This is a genomic window from Francisella sp. SYW-9 (assembly GCF_008711465.1).
Classification (GTDB): domain Bacteria; phylum Pseudomonadota; class Gammaproteobacteria; order Francisellales; family Francisellaceae; genus Francisella.
In genome coordinates this window covers 73,249-93,523 of the sequence record NZ_VXKQ01000007.1, presented here as the reverse complement: position 1 = coordinate 93,523, position 20,275 = coordinate 73,249, and the positions used below count along the sequence as shown (strand labels likewise).

The window sequence follows — 20,275 nt, the reverse complement described above, 5'->3', positions numbered from 1 at the left end:
TTTATTTCTTAGGTTTAGTTTGTTGGAGAGATTGTAATAGTTTTTTAAGCTCTATAAAAGGTATAGGTCTACTAAAATAGAATCCTTGATAAAAATCACAACCTATTGATTTTAAAAATTCAAGCTGTTCGGCTGTTTCGACTCCTTCAGCTACACATTTTTTATTTAAGTTATTTGCTAATTGTACTATAGCTTTTATAATAGCTTTATTATTTTCTCTATCAAAGTCACTAACAAATGATTTATCAATTTTTAGGTATTTAATAGGTAAATTAGCAAGATACTTCAATGAGGAGTAGCCTGTACCAAAATCATCTAAGGCAAAACTAAAGCCTTTATTATTTAATTTGTTAATAATGGATCTTGTATGATTTATATCACTTAATAAGTATGTTTCTGTAATTTCAAAAGTGATTAATTTTTTATCAATCTTATCAAAGAATTTAATTATTTTATCAGAAAATTTATTGTTGATGAGTTGTATGCTAGATATATTTATGGATAGTTTAATGTTATCTATTAAATTAGCTTTTAATAATTTCTGCCAATCAGATATGGTTTTTTTAAATATCCACTGACCTATTTTTTCAATAGTTTGGTTTTTTTCTGCTATAGGTATAAATTCATCTGGTGTAACATTACCTAGATTAGGTGAGTTCCAGCGTATTAAAGCCTCTACGCCGTAAATGTTCATATCAGCATCAAATTGAGGATGATAAACAATATTAAACTCACGCATATCAATATTTAATAGTTCGCGTTCTATGCTGTTACGACGTCTTGTAGCTTCATCATAATCAAAGCTATAGTTTGAGTATATATTTTTACCCATAGATTTAGCATTGTGCATAGCTGTATCAGCATTTTGGAGTAGCTTTTCTATATTTGGTGCAATGTCAGGATATGTTGCGATTCCTATACTAACAGATTGAGTTATGCTGTTTTTACTTATATCAATTGGAGTAGATATTTTTTTTATTATACTTTTAGTAATATCTTCTATTTTTTGAAAGTTATTTTGGTTTTCAATTAGAACTAAAAAGTCGTCGCCACCTGATCTACCAATAATACTATTTTCAGGTAAACAAGATCTTAAGATCTTAGCTATAGTAACTATAAGCTTGTCACCTACAGAATACCCAAAAGAGCCATTTATAAACTTAAAATTATCTAGATCTATCATAATTAGGGCAGTTAGGAGATTTTTATTGGCTTTTTTGAGAGATCTTTCCGCAGCTTTGATAAACCCCTTACGATTTAAAAGCTTGGTTAGTTCATCGTTATATGCAATATAATTAAGTTTGGTATTTTTTTCCTTTATGCTTTGAAGTAAAGCCTCTCTTTCTGTGACATCTCTAGCTATACCCAAGATAAAAGGTTCTCCTGCTTTATTGCAGAATCTAACCTTATAAGTATCGATGACTATTTTTTCACCAGTAGGGGTGGTTATATATTCAATTGTTCTAGATGAGCCTTTTTTAAAGGCAATCTTGTCATATTTGAGGAAAAGTTTAGCATCTTCAGCAGAGAATTTCTCAACTGTTGTTGTCCCTATAACAGATTCTTGTATATCTTTAGGGTATAGATTAAGCATGGCTTTATTTGCTTTGATAAGACGATAATTTTTATCTTTAACAAACATAATATCTTCACTAGCATCAAACATTAATTCAGAGAATTCTTTTGATTCTTTTAAATCTTGTTGTATATTTTTTAGTGCGGTAAGATCATTATGTGCACCAAACATTCTAATGGGGTTACCATTTTTATCACGGATTGCCATTCCACGACACCTAACCCATACTGTTGAGCCATTTTTATGTTTATATCTAACTATTTGAGAGTATTCATGATTTGGGTCTTTAAGGTGTTTTTCTAGGTTTTGTGTAGCTGTTTGAAGATCTTCTGGGAAAATTAGATGCTGCCATTCTGATGTAAGTGGCTTTTTCTCTTTAGGATCATAGCCGAGTATTTCCCAAAATCTATCATTCATCCATTCATTTTCGGGATTTTCTAAATCCCAATACCATAGACCGTCTAGGCTAGACTTTTGTAAAGAGTCAAAAATTTTATGATTTTCACTTATTAGATCATAGAGCTCTTTTTTAAGATAATGACTCATAATGCTATAAAAAACCAGTCAATGTATATCTAAAAATTATAAACTATAAAGTCAGTTGTAACAATTTTTAGAGAGAAGTATAGAGAAATTAGTCAGAAAAATTAAATTGGTTTTTACCTGATTTCTTGGCTTTATACATAGCCATATCAGCTTTAGTGATTAACTTATCACTATTTATATCATTATTCTTTGCATCAATTAGAGTAGCACCTATACTAATCGTTTGAGTGATTTGAACTTCACTAGAAATAATTATTTTTTCTTTGAATGAAGTAATTATTCTTTTAATAATATCTGTAGCCATATCCTCATTATCTATATTTCTTAGAACAGCGATGAATTCATCACCACCGATTCTTGAGATTAAATCATTCTCTCTAAGATTATTTATCAATCTAGAGGCTACTTCTTTTAGTATCAAATCTCCTACTTCATGACCATATTTATCATTGATATATTTAAAATTATCTAAATCAATAAATAGTATAGCAATATTATCATTATCAGAATTTCGTCCACTACTTAATATTGCATTTAGTTTTTTCTCAAAACTATGTCTATTTAAGCATCCTGTTAAAGAATCAATAGAGCTAAGTTTTTTGAGTTTTATTTGCTTTTGTATTAGTATTTTATTTTTTCTAAAGTTAATACCAATGAAGTAAAATAGCCCTTGTATCATTAGTGATATAATTATACCTAGTAAGAAAAATATTGTCGGGAAGAATTTTTGTAACTGTTCATATTGTTTATCTGTAAAGAAAACCTTGATGTGCCAGTGCTTTTCTCCAGTGAACTCGAAAGAGTATGACATACCATAATATTTTTTAGGATCTAGGTTTGAGTATATCTTATGGCCTTCAAGATAAATCTCTATAGGATAGTGGTTGCGATTTATTTCAGACATAACTTTTTCTGAAAAGTTGGGTTTAAATACAACATTAAACTTATTATTTTCTTCTTTAATACAAATTGTCTTTGTTTTAGATAATGTTTTGCTTGAGCTACATTCTTTTAAGACATCTAAAGCTTGAGTTTGTGTTATGTCATAGTTAGATAAGAAAATAGGCTTTTGCTGTTTATCCTGTATGTAGTATATAAAGTATATATTTGGATAATCATCTTCATAAGCTTGCATATCTGCAATTATAGCTTTTTTACTTGAGTATGATGATGTGCTTAGGCGTTTGTAGAGCCTGTCTATAGCTGTTGCCTCTAAATCTAGTTTTTTCTCTAAGTTTATATTTACTAGAGAGATTTCTTTATGTACATTGTTTTTAATAGCTTTAGAATCTTGGTCAAATGTATATGGCCAAACTAAGAAAAATATAACAAAAGAAGCAGAACTTAATATAATTCCTATAATATGAGCTTTAGATTTTACTCCTTTAAAAGAAGTTCTAAAGAGTGTCAGCATAAGCAAACATACAGAAGTATGTAACGCCATACCTGTAATATGACCCCAGCTAAAATAAAATGAAATATTAAAGAAGTATCCAAATAGAGAGATATATGCTAATGTGAGCACTATTAGGTTTGCTCCAAAAAATAATCCTCTTAAAAGAAGAACATTTTTCTTAAAGCGAGGTAGTATATTAGCAATGGCCAGAAGTAGAAAACAGACTGCAGTATTGGGTGACATTCTACCGGGATATAGTGAATGATCAAGGGTCTTTGCGCTTATTATATGATCGATACCAAAGTTTAATCCAAATAAATATTCTAATAGCGTTAGCAGAGAAATTATTAATACGATAAGTGAGAGTATACAACGGCTATAACTAAATTTTGATGTCTTAGGAATAAAGTTAACGATTGCCAGGATAGCAAAGCATAGAGCTGTGTTAAATTGCATTGGGGGAAAGCTTTTGTTTAATTTAACAATACTTACATTACCAGTTAGCCAACCAAATATAACAACACTAGCTATAACAAGAACAACTAGGCTAACAATTGTTTGCGCTCTTCTTTGGGGTAAATACATTATAGACTATCCTAAGAATATGTATTACTTAACTACATTATATGTTATTTTGTTTAAAAATATAAAAAGCATTTACATTATTTGGCAAAAAATATACTGTTTATTAATATAACAAGAGACTTTTTTTCTATATATGGAGAATATAATTAAGGTTGTTACACTAGATAAAATAAGCGAAAAACTTAGCCAAGAGTTATCTAGCTGCGAGGTGCTGGCAGTTTCTTTAGATGATGAAATTGATGAGTCTTTTGAAGATATTGATGCTTTTGTTTTAAATACAAATAATCTAGAAGAATTCTTGCATATTATAAAGAGAATTAGAGCCAGTATTTATACATACCTAAAGCCAGTTTTTTGTGTTGATGCTAGTTTTGTTGATTATACAGCAACTGTATTTACAACTTGTGCAGCATTAGCAGAATTTATTGAAATGGTTAATGCTGAGATTAGTACTATAGAAGAGATCTCTCAAAAAAAAGACAACATAAAGCAAGATTGGCAAGCTAGGTTTTTGATATATCTATATACAAGAAGGAGTGTGTTAACACTTGATGTTCGAAGTGACTTATCAAGGAAGTCGTTTTTTAGTTACCCTATTATTGATGTTTTTTGTCAAACAAAAGATTTTGACTACTTTGGTTGGATAAAAGAGCTTGCAGAAAGACAGATTATTAAATCTAAGAATTTTGTTAAATCATTTTTTTGTTGTAGTAGTTGTCACTCTGCCAGAGCGCTATTTTCAGAAAGGTGTCCAGATTGTAAAAGTGAAAATATACTTCTAGCAGATTTTTTACATTGTTATACTTGTGGTAATATTGCGCCAGAGAGGGAGTTTATGTTAGATGATGAGCTGGTTTGCTCTCAGTGTAAAACAAAACTTAAGCATATTGGACATGACTATGATAGGCCATTAGAAAGTTACTCATGTAATGACTGTGGAAGTATCTTTGTGGAGCCTGAGGTTATAACAGAATGCTTGGATTGTGGTTTTAAAACATTAACTGAAAAAATGATAAAGCAAAGGGTTAGTAACTATGATCTGACAAAAAAAGCCCATCATTTTATAAAAATGAATTTGCTTGAGTATTCGATGTCGATATTTGATGATGTTAACTATATTGCAACAGAGTTTTTTTATAGTTTGATTGAATGGGCTTGCTCGATGCAGAAGCGAAATTCAGCATATGAATTTTCTTTGCTACATATAAATATCTTTGACTATATTACCATGATAGGGATATCTAATATATCAAAGAAACTAAGAGATATCCTTAGAAAAACAGATATGTTAACTAGAGTAGATAGTCAGAACATATGGGTTTGGCTTCCAGGTACAAATATATCAGGAGCTGAGATAGTTGCCCAAAAACTAAGGAAAATAAATGTATCAGAAGATATGATAGCTGAAAAATCAATACGGGTTGAGACTTTTCACTCAACAGCTATTGATACGGCTAAAAAAGCACAGACTTTATTGAAGGATTTAGCAAACAAAAGGTGAATTTTTGGATATATTATATGTATTTTATCAACAAACTTTATTGATATTTTCAAATCCAGGGGAGCTTTTTATTTTTGGTTTTGGTTTTGTTTTATTCTTGGAAATACCTTTTAATATATTCATATTTTTAAGCATAGTGGCTAGTTATTTTAGACAGATTGTTAGTCCGGACCATAGAGCACCATATTATCCTAAGGTTAGTTGTATCATCACAGCATATAATGAAGGCAAAGATATTTTAATAACGCTAAGAAGTCTTGAGGAGCAGCTATATAAAGGACATATTGAAGTTTTAATTATAATAGATGGAGCTAGTGTTAATAAAGAAACTCTTGATGTGGCAATGAGCTATAAAAAGGATTTTACAGCTATACCTATGAGATCACTAAAAGTTATTCCAAAATGGCAAAGAGGTGGCTATGCCTCATCATCAAATCTCGGTTTTAAGATAAGTACGGGTGAGTTAGTTATAACTCTTGATGCCGATACCTCATGTGATAATGATATGATTAGTAATATGGTACAACAATTTGCAGATCCAAATGTGATAGCATGCTCAGGAACTCTCAGAGCACGAAATATAAAAAAGAATATCCTTACACGCATGCAAGGCATAGAGTATATGCTTGGGATACATATGTCGCGCATTGCTTTATCTAATGCCAATAGTGTAAATAATATATCTGGTGCTTATGGTTGTTTTAGAAAATCATTGTTAAAAAAGACTACACTATGGAGAAATGGTTCTGCTGAAGATCTTGATTTGACACTTAGATTACAGTTTTTTTTCAAAAGACATCCTAATTTTAGGATAGCACATTCTCAAGATAGTATTGCTCATACTGAAGTTCCTGAGAAAATTTGGGAATTAATTAAGCAGAGAATGCGTTGGGATGGAGATACTTATTTTATATATATAAGAAGGCATCTTAAGAGATTATTACCTAGATACTTGGGCTGGAAAACTTTCTTAATTACAGTTTTCTCTGGTTTGTTTTTTCATGCGGTACAACCAATTGCAATAGTTATTAGCTTAATATATAGCATGATTATTTTTCCCTTTTATATTATTATTCCGATCTATATTGCGGTATATTTTTATTATCTAGTAATTACTGCTTTCTTATTTATGACATTTATAGTTTTGGTTTCAGAAAGAAAAAAGCAGGATTTGGCAATGTGGTACATGATTCCTTTGATGCCTTTTTATTCGATATTTTTAAAATTTGTTGCAACGGTTGCTGTATTAAGTGAACTTTTTATAAAAACACATAGAGATAGTACCATGGCTCCAACTTGGATTAATAAAAAGGTTAAGTAAGAGTGTAAATATGAAGTTCAAACCACCAAAAAATAAACAGATAATGCAGACCCAAGCATCTCCTGTGAAGAAAAACATTTCAAAGTTACAATGGTATATGGTTGTCGTCATAGTTATCTCGCCTTTGATATATATAGGTTGGATGATTTTTAGTAGCAACTGGTTTATAGTTGCAGATGGTACAGTCGTTACTGAGAAGTATCTAATTCGAGCTCATGAAGATGGTTTTATCAAGCAAAATAATATTCATCCTGGAAAGCTTGTTAAAAATGGTGAAGAAGTTTTTATAATGTCATCGCCTCTTCTAAATACTGAACTTAATGAGATTAAAAGTCAGATAAAAGATGTAAAAAGCTTACAAGATAAGTTATATAAAAAGGATCTAAAAGCTCTAGAGCATAAGTATGCTATAGCTAAAAAATATGTTGATATTAATGAGAAGTTTTATAATGCTATGGTTCAGCTAAGAAAGAAAAATATTATTAATATTATCGAGCTTCAGCAATCATCACAGGTGTTACATAATGCTGAGATGGATTTTGGTAATGTTCTAGTAGAGAAACAAAAGTATTCTTTGGAAAAAGATAACAATTATGCCGAAATATTAAGGCAACTTAATTTACAGAAGAGTATTTTAGAAGAAAAAATAAAAAGTCTTGATATAAAAATAGATGTTGATGCTGTAGTTAATAGAGTCTATGTTTATAAAGGTGAGTTTGTGCAAAAAGGTCAAGAATTGGCTTTACTCTCACTATTTGATAAGCCTTTTATTCGGGCATATTTAGATTCTGAGTTTGTCTCATATGTTTCAAAAGGGACTAAGGTTACTATACGTTTCCAAGATGGAGCAAAATTTAAGGGAGTTGTTGATTCCAGACCTGTATTTGCTGAGATGAATAATGATACAAGTATGTTTGATTCAAAAGAATCAAAAGTTGTTATTATTGTAAAGCCAACGCAAGAAATCCCAGAGGAATATAATATTAATAATGTACCTGTGGAGATTGATGTAAATCGTATATGAAGATATTATTTATTATATGAGTAAGCTTATTATGTTAGATAGTTAGCTTTGGTTAGAGTTTTAAAGGAAGGTTCTGTGTGCGAATAGATATTGAAACAAATCCTCTGTTAAAAAAGCTATTATCAACTCTTTTTGATGGTGTTATTATTATAGATCAAGAGGGTAATGTAGCTTATGTAAACCCTGCTGTAGAGACTTTATTTGGATATGATTCTGAGGAGATTATAGATAAAAATGTTAAAGTCTTAATGCCTCAGAGATATTCGACAAAGCATGATAAGTATCTTGAAAAATACCTTAAAACTAACAAAAAAAATATTATTAACTCATCTCGAACTGTTCAAGGGATGAAAAAAGATGGCACAATTTTTCCCATAGAGCTAGCAGTTTCTGAAATGATAAATAATGGCGAAAAAGTCTTTGTAGGTACAATAAAGGATCTTACAGAAGAGTATAAGTCAAAGCAATATGTAAGAGTTATCTCAAAAATACAAGAACTACATATTAAGCAAACGAAAAGCTCAAAAATTTTCTCATATATATTACATTTTTTACTTGATTATACATCTAGTGAATATGGTTTTATTGGTGGGATATTTAAAGACTCTGGTGATAATAAATACTTAAGAACATACGCTATAACAGATATATCTTGGAATAAAGAGACCAAAGATCTTTATAAAAGTAAAAGGCAGGAAGGATTAGAGTTTACAAATTTAGATACATTATTTGGATATACAATAAAAACAGGTAAAACTCTTGTTACAAATGATCCTGCAAATCATCCTGAATCTACTGGTATTCCTACGGGGCATCCGCCTTTAAGATCATATGCTGGAATTCCTATTATTGGTAAAAATAACAAATGTATAGGTATGGTTGGCATTGCTAATAGGGATAGTGGCTATGATGAAAATATAATCAAAGAATTGTCTAAAATGATATATGTGATTTCAATGTTGATAGAATCTAATCGAGATATGGCATATATAAAAGATATGGCTAATAAAGATTTTCTATCAGGAATTTATAATCGTTTTTATGTAACTCAATTTTTAGAGAAAAAAATAAGCCTATATGATAGTGAAAATAATATAGTTAAAAAAGATTTTTACATCATTATGATAGATTGTAATGATTTTAAAGGGATAAATGATAAATATGGTCATGATTTTGGTGATTATGTTATTAGAGAGCTTGCTGCAAGGCTGAAATCTATAGTTAAAAAAACGGATGTGGTAGCAAGACTAGGTGGAGATGAATTTGTAATAGTTTGTAATAATATAAAAGATGATAGTGAGATTAAAAAAATTGCTCAAAGAGTAAGTGATCTAAAAGACATACCATATTCTCGTGATAATGAAAGACTACTTACTTCAATGAGTATTGGAGTTTGTAGATATAATAGTGGTATAGGTATAACTAAGCTATTAAAATATGCAGACTTAGCGCTATATAAAAGTAAGACGCAAAAGCTTGACTATGTGTTATTTGACCAGGATCTAAAACAAGAGAGTGATAGGCTAGATAATTTAGTAAATACTATTCATAGTGGTTTTAAAGAAGAGTTGTTTTATTTTGTATATCAACCTCAGTTTGACTTAAAAACTAAAAAACTAAAAGGGTTTGAGGCGTTATTAAGGTATTCAGATAATGATTTTACAACAGCAGAGATTGTTGAAAGAATAGAGTTACTTTCTTTATCAGAAGAATTAAACATGTATGTGTTTAATAAGATTATAAAAGATTTAGATAGTCTTGAGCTTGAGAGTGTTAGTATTTCAGTTAATATATCCCCTAGAGTTAGAAATTTTAAAGAACATATTCAAGAACTTGTAAATATTGTAGCATCAAGCTCATATATTAAAAATAATGTAATGGAATTTGAGCTAACTGAAAGTTCATTTATTGAAAATATTGAAAGCTCAGATATAAAGATAATTTCTAAGCTTCTCAAACCGAATGGTATAAGATTAGCAATTGATGATTTTGGTGTTGATCACTCCTCAATTAAAAGATTAGTTGAGCATGATATTGATACATTAAAGATTGATAAATCATTTATCTTTGGGTTAGCTGAAAAGAATAGTAATAAGAATAATATTATTGTAGAGGCTATTATTGAAGTAGCACGAAAATTAGGTATTCGAGTTGTTGCTGAAGGAGTTGAGGACGAGTCATTAGAGAAATTAGTTACCCAATACGGTTGTGATATTGGTCAAGGATATCTATACTCTAAAGGTCTTGAAATAGATCAATTAAAAAGTTTTATTGCCAAGTATGCTTCCAAGATATAAATTGCTTTTTAAGCAAAATTGTCTTTTGTGTAAACAAAGTTCAGATGATATTGTTTGTAGTTATTGTTTTGAAAGTTTATTAAGTCATTTAAACTTTCAAAAACAACAAGTTGATTTGGGTCAGGAGTATGATTATTATCATTTGCTTAAGTATTCTGCAGAAGTTAAGCATCTTCTACAAAAGTTTAAGTTTCAAAAAGATTTATTATCAGCAAATGTTTTTTCAACAGTTATTAAATATTGGTGGGACAATATTACAAAAAAGCATTTACAAGATGTTGATGCCTTAGCAGTTATTCCTATACATCGTCTTAGATATTTATATAGAGGATTTAATCAAGCTGAAGTCTTAATTACGCAGTTGTCTCAATATACGAATATTCCTGAGACTTTTGAGAACTACTCAAGAGCTAGATATACAAGATCACAGTCTAGATCTACAAGGCAAAAAAGGCTTGAGCAAATTAAGGGTGTATTTGTTTTAAAGAAGCCAGTAGTTGCTAAGCATCTGTTAGTATTTGATGATGTTTTGACTACTGGCTCAACAATGCAGGAGTTTATTCAAACTATCAAGAAGAATAGCCAAATAGAAAAAATATCTATAATGACATTAGTGCGTCCTGAATAGTGAATATATTCAAGGATTCAGAAAATTCCATTCAGCATAAGAAAAACTTATTGATTAAATAAATACTATATATTTTTATTTATAGTAGATGCCTGCCATAATACTCACATAAGATTAGAAAAGAGTATTGTAAAAGGTTAAAGATTATGAAAAAAATAACTATTATGACAGGATTGATGATAAGTATAATAACAGTAAGTTTTGGATCTGAATTGCATCAGGTTGGAGGAGTTGCTAATGCTTCTTTTCCTCCACCGGTTATGAATTTTGCTTAAGAATAAGAATAAAGAGTATTATTGAGGCATAGAATGAATAGTGCCACCAAGAATATGAGCATGAATATGAAAAACAGTTTGTCCGCCTTCTTTCCCGGTATTAAAAACTGTTTTAAAACCTTTTAGTCCTAGTTGTTTAGCAACTTTAGGAATACTTAGCATAAATTTTCCTATAAGCCCCTCATCAGAAGTAGATAGTTCATTTAAGCTGGTAATATGTTTCTTAGGAATAACTAAAACATGAACATCTGCTACTGGATTAATATCATGGAAAGCTAATACGTTCTCATCTTCATAAACCTTTTTACACGGTATCTCACCAGCAATAATTCTACAAAAAATACAGTTAGACATTTATTTCTCCTTTTTAAAGCCATAATAAATTAAACATGCTATACCTGCTACAATAAATCCAGTGCTATGATTTTCTATAAATCCTTGTAGCTTAACTAGAGGCGACAAATCATTATGTAAAGTATATATAACACCTAAGCCTGTTAGGATAATACCTGTTGCTAATGCAAATGTGTACTTTTTCTTTGGTTTTGAAGAGGTATTATATTGGCTAGATGTTACTTGCTTTAGGTTTGTTTGTGTTTGTTGTAATATGTCAAAAACCATACGTGGTAATTCAGGAAGTTTGTCACTAACTCTAGGCATATTTTCGATAGAACGATGATAAAAACCTCTTAATCCCATTTGCTCTTTCATCCATTTTTCTAAGATAGGGCGAGATGTTTCCCATATATTTAGTTCAGGACAAAGTCTTTGGCCTAATCCCTCAACATGAAAAAGAGTCTTTTGTAACAAAGTTAATTGAGGTTGGATATTCATGTTAAAACGTCTTGCAACTGAGAAAAGCTGCATTAAGGTATATCCTAATGATATTTCACGCATAGGCTTTTCAAATATTGGTTCACATACAGTCCTAATAGCAGACTCAAGTACATCAACTCTAGTATCACTTGGTACCCAGCCAGATTCAATATGAAGCTCAGCTACCTTTCTATAATCACGTTTGAAAAATGCTAAGAAGTTACCTGCTAAATAGCGTTGGTCATCACGATTTAGAGTTCCCACAATTCCAAAATCAATAGAAATATACTTCGGATCTGCTGGGTTTGACACATCAATAAACATGTTGCCAGGGTGCATATCAGCATGGAAAAAACAATCATCGAATACTTGAGAGTAAAAAATTTCAACACCACGTTGAGCTAGTAGGCGACGATCAACACCTAAAGCATCTAGGGTTTCTATATCTGATACTCTTACACCACCAACTTTTTCCATTACCATTACAGTTGAACTTGTATATTCCCAGTATATTTTAGGCACGTAATGGATAGAAGAATTCTCAAAATTTCTACGGATTTGAGAGGCATTTGATGCTTCACGAACAAGATCTAACTCATCAAAAAAACTTTGATTAATCTCTTTGACAATTTCTACTGGTTTAAAGCGGCGAATCTCTTTTAATTGATTTAAAGCTTTGGCAAATATTAACATTAAAGAGGTGTCAAGCTTTAATATTTTTTCAATTCCTGGGCGTAATACTTTAACAACTACCTCTTCATCATTTTTAAGCGTAGCTTTATGAACTTGTGCAACCGAAGCTGATGCTAGAGGAGAACTATCAAAATTTTTAAATATATCGCTAATAGATTGCTTAGTAGCTTTTTCAATTTGGGTAGTAGCTATATTACTGTCAAAAGGAGGGACGTTATCTTGGAGTTTAGCAACTTCTTTTATAACTTCTGGAGGAAGTAAGTCTGCTCTAACTGATAGAGCTTGACCAAATTTTATAAATATTGGACCTAACTTCTCTAAAGCCTCTCTGATACGCACTCCATGTTCTAACTTACGAATTCTTCTTGAATAATAAAAAGGATTTAGTAATAGCAGAGCTTGTAAGAGTTTTATATTTGTAGCATGGATAGGCTCATTAAGTAAGCAGTATCTATTTATAATATAAAAAATATATATAACTCTTAAAAACTTTCTAATCATGTTATGAGCCTTGTAATAGTTTTAGCTTAGCTTCTACTCTATCTGTAGCTTGCTTTAACTCTTGTACATGCTTATAGAAGATATTGATTTCATTTTGAGAAATTAGAGTTCTTTTTTCTTCAGTTAGATAATCTTTAATGTCTATAATCGTTTCTTGACGAGAGGTTTTTAGGTATTCTTTAACTTTATCAAAAGGCTTAGTTATAACACTAGCGAACTCTGGGCTAGTCAGGCTAGAAATTTTATAAACCACATCTATATCAATAGCATTTAAAAATGTATTAAATTCATTTAGATCTTTTAGGCTACCTTGGAAATCAAGCTTTTCAGCAATTATTAGTTCCTGTAAGTTTTTATTGAAGACAAGCTCGAGAATATATGCTAGTTTCCCTTTTAAAATATTATCTGTAAGCTCATTTGTAGCATGTAGGTTATTATTTTCTACTTTTAGCGAAATAGTATAATCAAGGTCACTAATAACTACACTTAAAGCTTTATCTTTTAGTGGCGATAACAAAGCACTTGCTTGAGGATCGAGCTTCGGCAAAAAACTAAGAGCTTTATTTATTGTTTGTATCATTTTAATACTTATATCCAATATGTAATGCTACAATTCCACCGGTCATATTTTGATATTCAACATTATCAAAACCAGCATCAAACATCATTTGTTTTAGGGTTTCTTGATCTGGATGTTTACGGATTGACTCAGCAAGATATTTATAGCTTTCAGCATCTTGAGTAATAATCTTGCCTAAAAATGGTAATGCTTTGAAGGAGTATTCATCATAAACTTTCGATAGTAAAGGTACTATAGGTTTAGAGAACTCTAAAACTAAAAGACGGCCACCTGGTTTTAACACTCGACACATAGATGCTAGCGCTTTTGCTTTATCTGTGACATTTCGAAGTCCAAAAGAGATCGTTATACAATCAAAATAGTTATCAGGAAAAGGCAAACATTCGGCATTGGCTTGGACATATTCGATATTACCAACACATCCCTTGTTAGTAAGCTTTTCTTTACCCACTTCCAACATAGAAGAGTTAATATCGCTTAAAACAACTTTACCTTGTGCGCCGACCATTTGGCAAAATTTATATGCTAAATCACCTGTTCCACCAGCAAGGTCAAGGACTTTATCTCCTTTACGAACCCCTGTCTTTGCAAGAGTTTGTTTTTTCCAGATCCGATGTATGCCAAAAGACATTAGGTCATTCATTAAGTCATACTTAGCTGCTACTGAATGAAATACTCCAGCGACTTTCTTTTGTTTCTCTTCCCAAGGCACTTCTGCAAAGCCAAAATCAGTTGTTTTATTCTCTTTAGACATTTAAACTAAAAATTATGATATTAAGTTATTGCTTCATTATAGCAGAATATGATTTATTTGTATTGACAAGATACTACTAAATGGGAGTATAAAAAAATGTATATATTATCTGGAGATATTGGTGGAACTAATACTAGATTAGAGGTTTCTTTTTTAGAAAATGGTGTAACAGAAAGTATAGCTATTAGAAAATATAAAGGAGCTAACTATAACTGTTTATCAGCTATTATAGAAAAGTTTCTCTCTGAGGTTGACTTGGTTGGGAAAATTGACTCTGCATGTTTAGCTGTTGCGGGCTTTGTATCAAATGGTGAAGTAGAGGTTACTAATTTGCCATGGATGGTTTCTGAGCAATATATATCAGAGAGTCTAGGTGTTGATAAAAGCATGGTCAAAGTGATAAATGATTTTGAAGCAATAGGGTATGGGATAGAATCGCTTGATAAAGATAAGGATATTATAACTATCCAAGATGGTCAAAAAGATGAAGATACTCTTTGTGCTGTTATTGGAGCTGGTACAGGTCTAGGAATGTGTTTAGTTAGCTATGATAAGGATCATACTCCTAGAGTTTATAAGACTGAAGGTGGTCATGTTGATTTTTCTCCAGTTGATGATGAGCAAGTAGAGTTATTTAAATTTATGCGTAAAACTTTTCATAGAATCTCACCAGAGAGATTCTGTAGTGGTTATGGTATCTACAATATTTATAAGTATGTTGTGCGTAATCCATTATATGATCAGCCTGAATGTATGCGATTAAGAAGAGAGTTATTTAGTGTTTCAGACTCAGATAAGGCAGCGGTTATTGTTAAATATGCAATTGAGCACAGAGAACCCTCTGCTTTGAGAACTATAGATATCTTTTTAAGTATTTATGGTTCTGTGGCAGGAAATTTGGCGCTTACAAGCTTGCCATTTAGGGGGTTATATATTGCTGGTGGCATAGCTCCTAGACTTATTAAACAAATAAAAGAAAGTAAGTTTCTCGAGAAGTTTAGAGATAAGGGAAGAATGTCTAATATGATGAAAGACTTTCCAATTCACATAATAACTAATACTGATGTTGGCTTAATAGGTGCCCGTACTTATGCGGCAGGTTTAGTTAAGTAAATCTTCTGAGACTTTTGAATTCTATTTTAAACGACTTATCAACTATATATTCTTTTAAATGTTATTATTATTTAGTTTTTACTAAGTTTGTTGATATATTGATATGAGACATATCTCCAGTAATAGGATAAGACATAGACTCAATTCTTTCCATTTTACCATCTTCGTTAAAGAACGTTTTGGCAATATATTTTAGATGTACTGGTGTATCATCCTTTGTGAATCCAAAAGCTGAGTGTATGTCGTATGTATAGTTATCCTCAACAATAAGGTGCTCAATAGAGATAGCAACACGTATATTAGAGCGTATAAATTTCATGTGCTGATAGAAATCCTGTTGATTTAGAGTCTTGTTATTTGTATACATCATGAAGTTATCAGCAACACACTCTTCAATTATTTTTTCAGAAGAATAATTAGGATCAGAAAAGGCATTGTAGAATTTATACATTGATTCTTTTGTGCTAATTTTATTCATTTTGAACTCCTTAAAGCTCGTTTTCTTGTAATTCAATGTTACAGTACTGTTTTAACATTTCCAAGTCTCATTCTGTAAAATATTTCTAAACAATTGTTTAATTATAGTAAGTCAAATTTTTTTTAACAGAAGTTAAAGGTATGAAGTCTTATTTTTGAAAATATCTAGTTATATAATCACTAGTGTAGACACAATTTAATTTAAGATTGTGCAAAAAACAAAGGAGAAATACTATGAAAGCTTTTGAACATAAAGTACATATAGCACTTCCAATGAAAAATAAAAAAGAAACGCAAAAATTCTATACGAGTCTAGGATTTAGATCGCTAGACTTTTCGCCATCAGAGTTGTTTGTTGACTTCTTTGATCAGCATATCGCATTTCATGAAGTAGGCTCTTCTGCTATGGTTAAATCATCTGATATTAAAGTTCAAATACCAAAAACTAATCAAAATGGTACTTTACCATCAGCTCATTTTGGTGCATTTATAACAAATCAAGAATATTTTGATATGTTGGATAAGTTTGATAAAAATAATGTAGAAATAGTATTTGGACCAAATATCTATGATCAAAGTAATGGTGTGGAAGAATACATGACTTTTTTTAAAGATTGTAATGGAATAATCTTTGAAATTAAGGCTAACAGTATTGATAAATATGGCTTTGACTTAATAGGTGAATGGAGTCATACGAATACTCACTTATACAATAAAGAGCATCATAGTGATAGTGAGTATTCAATACCTGATATCAGTAATTTACCAGAAGGTGCAAAAAAGAGATTGTTAGATATTCCTGCTCTTAATATTTTTCGAGTACTAGGATATAAGCCGGATATGGTAATTCCATTCACAGATCTAATCTCAACTATATATAAATCACAAATATCTCCTTATTTTCGGGAAATAGCTATATTAAGACAGGCGTATAAGGGTAATTGCATATATGAGAAGCATCACCATATTTCTTTGGCAAAAGAAAATCAAGTGCCACAATCAATTATAGATGCTATTTTATCTGATAAGCCTAATGCTAAATTACAGGAAAAAGAGCTGTTGGTAGTTAATGCTGCAGATGAGATTGAAGAAAATGCTAACTTAAGTGAAGTTACTCTTAAAAAACTACATAACTACTTTACTAAGCAAGAAGTTTTTGAGTTAATCATATCAATAAGCTTTTACTGTTGTGTAGGAAGGATTGCGAACTCTCTTAATATACAGATAGAGGATATATCTCCATTAATAAATATTAAAAAACCTATTGGAGAACTATAATGAAAAGAATTGGTATTTGCGCAATTACAGCTCCAGGAGCTATAATGTGTTATCAAGCAATTATAGAGCATGTTAATAGTTCTGAGTTATTGGATAATCCTGAAATAGTTATTTTTCAAGCAAACTTAACTCCATTTAAAAAAGCTTGGATAAATCAAAATACTGATTTATTAACTGATTTGCTTATACAAGATTTACGTAAGTTAGAATCAAATAATGTTGATCATATTGTTATTCCATCTAACACTATGCACTATGTGATAGATAACGTTAAAGAAAGTATATCAACACCTATATATAGTATTTTAGATGTAACATCTGAATTTATAATTAAAAATAATTATGAAAATGTTTTGTTTTTAGGAACTAAATGGACTCTAGAAGGTGGACTATATGATAAGTTAGCAAAATCTTATGGATATAGAATAACATATCCATCATCTGAGGATATTAATATTATAAATAAGTTTATTGAAAATGAGCTTGTATATTTTGATAATTTAGAAGAAGTAGAAAATAAATTACTTATGATTGTTGAGAAATATAAAGACTCTTGTGATGCTATAGCTTTAGCTTGTACAGAGTTGCCATTGGTTATAAAAGAAGAAAACAGTCCTTTACCTATAATTGATACAACTAAGTTATTAGGAGCATATATGGCTGATAAAACTATTACATAATATAAAAAAAGATAAGAGCAAGAAAATGGAAAAACTAATTAATAAATCTAACACGCTAATACTCAAAAATTGTAAGATAATAGATGCTGATCATAAATCGCCAAGTGAACTTGTCGATATTCTTATTAAAGATAAAAAAATAGCAAAAATAGGGAAAAATATATTTATTGAAAACATAAAATCAATTGATATGAGTAAGTATTATGTAATGCCTGGGCTTATAGATGCTCATGTTCATGTTACTGCAGCTCGGCCTCAAGTAGCTAATATAAATATCCCTGATGAAGAAGTATCAATTAGAGCTAAGCAATTTATGGAAAATATGATTTCTAGAGGATTTACTACAGTTCGAGATGCAGGTGGTGCTGGAGAGGGTCTAGCATTTGTGCTAAACCAAGGGTTAGTTAAAGGACCTAGGCTTTTATATTCTGGTAAAGCTCTAAGTCAAACAGGAGGTCATGGGGATTTTAGGGATCAATCTGAAAATTTTGAGCCATGTTTTTGTCATCAATCGGGAAGTAATATTAGTACGATATGTGATGGAGTAGCAGCTGTTCAAAAAACAGCAAGAGAGCAGTTAAGAAAAGGTGCTAGTCAAATAAAAATTATGGCATCTGGAGGAGTGAACTCTCCAACAGATCGGATTGATGGTTGTCAGTACTCATTTGAGGAAATGAAAGCGATTGTTGATGTTGCTAGAGACCATGGTACTTATGTTATGGCTCATGCATATCATCCTGTGGCAATAAAGAGATGTTTAGAGGCAGGTGTTAGATCAATTGAACATGGCAATATGCTTGATGAAGAAACTGCTATATTAATGAAAGAAAAAGAAGCTTTTTTAGTGCCTACGTTAATGATCTTTAAAGCAATGAAGGAGTTGCTGAGTAAGGAGAAATATTTAAATGCAAATGTTATAAAAAAACTTGAGGAAGTTCAAAAATATGGACTAGGATCGATTAAATTAGCTAAGAAGCATAATATTAAAATAGGGTTTGGAACTGACTTACTTGGAGAGGTGCAGCAAGCTAGACAATTAGAAGGTTTAGCATTGCATGAGTCGGCACAGACTCCATATGAGCTTCTATGCTCTACTACATCAGTAAATGCAGAGCTTTTAAATATGGGAGATAAAATAGGTAAAATTAAAGAGAACTATTATGCAGATATTATTGCTGTTAAGTCGAATCCTTTAGATGGAATAGCGAAATGTTTTGAAAATCAAGATAACGTGGTAGTTGTTATAAAAGAAGGCGATCTTTTTAAAAGAATATAAATACTTAAATCTATATTATTTATAGGAAAATTGTTAAAGTAAGGAGTGTTTATAATGAATCAATTATTTATAGTATACTTAGGAGGTAGAGCTCCAAAAGCAAATATTGAATTACATGATGTACAGTTTGTAGTTGGTGATAGTATCGAAGATACATATGAGCAACTTAAAAAGAACTGGTTTGGTACAACTAATAGGTTGCATCTAGATAGTTATAAGTCTGTTAAAGGAGTCGACGGTTATAGAGTATCTATTGAAGATATCCCTCAGAATTATGATGAAAAATTATATTTTGTTAATCTTGGTGGTTATGATGAGAATAGATTAAATGAACTGCATGAATTTGGATTATTTGTTGCCACTAATCAAACAGAGGCTAGAAAAAAAGCTCAAAAAGTTCTTTTAAAAAATACTATCCGTCAACACAAAGATGACCTTATGAATATTGATGATCTTTTAGAGCTTAATAGTATTAATGGGAAACATATACATTTACATAAAGATGATAAAAAATATGATTTAAAGCCTGACTGGTTTGGGTGTAGGATGATTTAATTATTATTTTTAAGTTATTATAGAAACAATATTCAAATAATTAGCGTTACTTAATTTGATTTAGATGTTTAATACTTTTTGTAGTTAAGCATCTAAGCTAGCTTTGAGTGAAGGTTTAAAATCGGTATCTTATTCTATTTTTTACTTTTCTTTTTTTCTTTTAAATATTCCGATAGTTTCATGATCGTAAGAAATAATAAATATATGCCACCAAGTACTACAATAGCTACGTAGAAAAATATAAATAACATAAATATTCCAACTAGTATAGTTAGTTCTGTTAAGCTAAAAACAGCCAATATAAATACTAGGCAGGCACAACCTAAAAAGCTTTTATATGTACATGTGGATTTTTTAGAGATAACATTTGTATTAATCTCAGGGTTATTTTCGCTCATTTTTC

Annotated in this window: 19 protein-coding genes; 11 read left to right on the top strand and 8 right to left on the bottom strand. The window is 30.5% G+C overall.

The features are described from left to right. Position 1: 1 nt before the first annotated feature. Complete coding sequence (locus F3D62_RS02405) at positions 2-2,122, bottom strand: EAL domain-containing protein (protein ID WP_150466661.1); 2,121 nt, start codon at positions 2,120-2,122, stop codon at positions 2-4. A gap of 88 nt (positions 2,123-2,210) precedes the next feature. Next, a complete protein-coding gene (locus tag F3D62_RS02400; RefSeq protein WP_150466660.1) occupies positions 2,211-4,103 on the bottom strand; it encodes a GGDEF domain-containing protein in 1,893 nt (630 codons plus the stop codon). A 133-nt stretch (positions 4,104-4,236) separates the two neighbouring features. Between F3D62_RS02400 and F3D62_RS02395 the strand changes: the two genes are divergently transcribed. From F3D62_RS02395 to F3D62_RS13025, 6 genes are all read left to right on the top strand, one after another. Continuing rightward, positions 4,237-5,604: a hypothetical protein gene (locus F3D62_RS02395; RefSeq protein WP_150466659.1), complete on the top strand. Its 1,368-nt coding sequence runs from the start codon at positions 4,237-4,239 to the stop codon at positions 5,602-5,604. A 4-nt stretch (positions 5,605-5,608) separates the two neighbouring features. Then, positions 5,609-6,925 carry a glycosyltransferase family 2 protein gene (locus F3D62_RS02390; RefSeq protein WP_150466658.1) on the top strand — a complete coding sequence of 439 codons (1,317 nt, stop codon included), beginning with the start codon at positions 5,609-5,611 and terminating at the stop codon, positions 6,923-6,925. Positions 6,926-6,935: 10 nt separating this feature from the next. Beyond that, the gene (locus F3D62_RS02385) at positions 6,936-7,949 is read left to right on the top strand and encodes an HlyD family secretion protein (RefSeq protein WP_150466657.1); all 1,014 of its coding nucleotides are present in this window, start codon (positions 6,936-6,938) and stop codon (positions 7,947-7,949) included. Positions 7,950-8,026: 77 nt separating this feature from the next. Beyond that, a complete protein-coding gene (locus tag F3D62_RS02380) occupies positions 8,027-10,246 on the top strand; it encodes an EAL domain-containing protein (protein WP_150466656.1) in 2,220 nt (739 codons plus the stop codon). Further along, on the top strand, positions 10,230-10,874 hold the full coding sequence (locus F3D62_RS02375; RefSeq protein WP_150466655.1) for a ComF family protein: 645 nt from the start codon (positions 10,230-10,232) through the stop codon (positions 10,872-10,874). The genes F3D62_RS02380 and F3D62_RS02375 overlap by 17 nt, the downstream gene beginning before the upstream one ends. Before the next feature lie 146 nt (positions 10,875-11,020). Beyond that, on the top strand, positions 11,021-11,149 hold the full coding sequence (locus F3D62_RS13025) for a hypothetical protein (protein WP_263478748.1): 129 nt from the start codon (positions 11,021-11,023) through the stop codon (positions 11,147-11,149). 18 nt (positions 11,150-11,167) lie between these two features. Here F3D62_RS13025 and F3D62_RS02370 read toward each other — a convergent pair whose 3' ends face one another. From F3D62_RS02370 to ubiE, 4 genes are read right to left on the bottom strand one after another with little or no spacing between them, the layout of a single operon-like run. Further along, on the bottom strand, positions 11,168-11,503 hold the full coding sequence (locus F3D62_RS02370) for a histidine triad nucleotide-binding protein (RefSeq protein ID WP_150466654.1): 336 nt from the start codon (positions 11,501-11,503) through the stop codon (positions 11,168-11,170). Beyond that, entirely contained in the window at positions 11,504-13,159 is a 1,656-nt protein-coding gene (gene ubiB, locus F3D62_RS02365; RefSeq protein WP_150466653.1) for a ubiquinone biosynthesis regulatory protein kinase UbiB, read from the bottom strand. It lies immediately after the preceding gene. Position 13,160: 1 nt separating this feature from the next. After that, positions 13,161-13,739, bottom strand: coding sequence for an SCP2 domain-containing protein (locus F3D62_RS02360; RefSeq protein WP_191092512.1), 579 nt, complete (start codon positions 13,737-13,739; stop codon positions 13,161-13,163). A gap of 1 nt (position 13,740) precedes the next feature. Then, positions 13,741-14,493 carry a bifunctional demethylmenaquinone methyltransferase/2-methoxy-6-polyprenyl-1,4-benzoquinol methylase UbiE gene (gene ubiE, locus F3D62_RS02355; RefSeq protein WP_150466651.1) on the bottom strand — a complete coding sequence of 251 codons (753 nt, stop codon included), beginning with the start codon at positions 14,491-14,493 and terminating at the stop codon, positions 13,741-13,743. A 96-nt stretch (positions 14,494-14,589) separates the two neighbouring features. Between ubiE and glk the strand changes: the two genes are divergently transcribed. Next, the gene (glk, locus tag F3D62_RS02350; RefSeq protein ID WP_150466650.1) at positions 14,590-15,606 is read left to right on the top strand and encodes a glucokinase; all 1,017 of its coding nucleotides are present in this window, start codon (positions 14,590-14,592) and stop codon (positions 15,604-15,606) included. Between the two features lie 67 nt (positions 15,607-15,673). On the opposite strand, the gene F3D62_RS02345 is transcribed toward glk, so the two are convergent. Next, positions 15,674-16,084, bottom strand: a complete 411-nt coding sequence (locus F3D62_RS02345) for a hypothetical protein (protein WP_150466649.1) — start codon at positions 16,082-16,084, stop codon at positions 15,674-15,676. 233 nt (positions 16,085-16,317) lie between these two features. Between F3D62_RS02345 and F3D62_RS02340 the strand changes: the two genes are divergently transcribed. Genes F3D62_RS02340 through F3D62_RS02325 form a run of 4 tightly spaced genes read left to right on the top strand, consistent with a single transcriptional unit; the run spans position 16,318 to position 19,872 of the window. Next, positions 16,318-17,361 carry a hypothetical protein gene (locus F3D62_RS02340; RefSeq protein ID WP_150466648.1) on the top strand — a complete coding sequence of 348 codons (1,044 nt, stop codon included), beginning with the start codon at positions 16,318-16,320 and terminating at the stop codon, positions 17,359-17,361. Further along, positions 17,361-18,041: an aspartate/glutamate racemase family protein gene (locus tag F3D62_RS02335; protein WP_150466647.1), complete on the top strand. Its 681-nt coding sequence runs from the start codon at positions 17,361-17,363 to the stop codon at positions 18,039-18,041. Before F3D62_RS02340 ends, F3D62_RS02335 begins: the two co-directional genes overlap by 1 nt. 25 nt (positions 18,042-18,066) lie before the next feature. Then, positions 18,067-19,317, top strand: coding sequence for a metal-dependent hydrolase family protein (locus tag F3D62_RS02330; protein WP_150466646.1), 1,251 nt, complete (start codon positions 18,067-18,069; stop codon positions 19,315-19,317). 54 nt (positions 19,318-19,371) lie between these two features. Next, the gene (locus F3D62_RS02325) at positions 19,372-19,872 is read left to right on the top strand and encodes a DUF1543 domain-containing protein (protein WP_150466645.1); all 501 of its coding nucleotides are present in this window, start codon (positions 19,372-19,374) and stop codon (positions 19,870-19,872) included. Between the two features lie 134 nt (positions 19,873-20,006). Here the strand turns inward: F3D62_RS02325 and F3D62_RS02320 are convergent, their stop codons facing one another. Continuing rightward, positions 20,007-20,270: a hypothetical protein gene (locus F3D62_RS02320; RefSeq protein ID WP_150466644.1), complete on the bottom strand. Its 264-nt coding sequence runs from the start codon at positions 20,268-20,270 to the stop codon at positions 20,007-20,009. Between the last annotated feature and the right edge of the window lie 5 nt (positions 20,271-20,275).

What these genes read in the sequence shown, in the direction of transcription:
- F3D62_RS02385 (WP_150466657.1), top strand. Translation starts at nt 6,936, where the DNA reads ATGAAGTTCAAACCACCAAAAAATAAACAGATAATGCAGACCCAAGCA.
- F3D62_RS02330 (WP_150466646.1), top strand. Translation starts at nt 18,067, where the DNA reads ATGGAAAAACTAATTAATAAATCTAACACGCTAATACTCAAAAATTGT.
- F3D62_RS02400 (WP_150466660.1), bottom strand. Translation starts at nt 4,103, where the DNA reads ATGTATTTACCCCAAAGAAGAGCGCAAACAATTGTTAGCCTAGTTGTT.
- F3D62_RS02375 (WP_150466655.1), top strand. Translation starts at nt 10,230, where the DNA reads ATGCTTCCAAGATATAAATTGCTTTTTAAGCAAAATTGTCTTTTGTGT.
- F3D62_RS02325 (WP_150466645.1), top strand. Translation starts at nt 19,372, where the DNA reads ATGAATCAATTATTTATAGTATACTTAGGAGGTAGAGCTCCAAAAGCA.
- F3D62_RS02395 (WP_150466659.1), top strand. Translation starts at nt 4,237, where the DNA reads ATGGAGAATATAATTAAGGTTGTTACACTAGATAAAATAAGCGAAAAA.
- F3D62_RS02360 (WP_191092512.1), bottom strand. Translation starts at nt 13,739, where the DNA reads ATGATACAAACAATAAATAAAGCTCTTAGTTTTTTGCCGAAGCTCGAT.
- F3D62_RS02345 (WP_150466649.1), bottom strand. Translation starts at nt 16,084, where the DNA reads ATGAATAAAATTAGCACAAAAGAATCAATGTATAAATTCTACAATGCC.
- glk (WP_150466650.1), top strand. Translation starts at nt 14,590, where the DNA reads ATGTATATATTATCTGGAGATATTGGTGGAACTAATACTAGATTAGAG.
- F3D62_RS02370 (WP_150466654.1), bottom strand. Translation starts at nt 11,503, where the DNA reads ATGTCTAACTGTATTTTTTGTAGAATTATTGCTGGTGAGATACCGTGT.
- F3D62_RS02335 (WP_150466647.1), top strand. Translation starts at nt 17,361, where the DNA reads ATGAAAAGAATTGGTATTTGCGCAATTACAGCTCCAGGAGCTATAATG.
- F3D62_RS13025 (WP_263478748.1), top strand. Translation starts at nt 11,021, where the DNA reads ATGAAAAAAATAACTATTATGACAGGATTGATGATAAGTATAATAACA.
- F3D62_RS02405 (WP_150466661.1), bottom strand. Translation starts at nt 2,122, where the DNA reads ATGAGTCATTATCTTAAAAAAGAGCTCTATGATCTAATAAGTGAAAAT.
- F3D62_RS02340 (WP_150466648.1), top strand. Translation starts at nt 16,318, where the DNA reads ATGAAAGCTTTTGAACATAAAGTACATATAGCACTTCCAATGAAAAAT.
- ubiE (WP_150466651.1), bottom strand. Translation starts at nt 14,493, where the DNA reads ATGTCTAAAGAGAATAAAACAACTGATTTTGGCTTTGCAGAAGTGCCT.
- F3D62_RS02320 (WP_150466644.1), bottom strand. Translation starts at nt 20,270, where the DNA reads ATGAGCGAAAATAACCCTGAGATTAATACAAATGTTATCTCTAAAAAA.
- ubiB (WP_150466653.1), bottom strand. Translation starts at nt 13,159, where the DNA reads ATGATTAGAAAGTTTTTAAGAGTTATATATATTTTTTATATTATAAAT.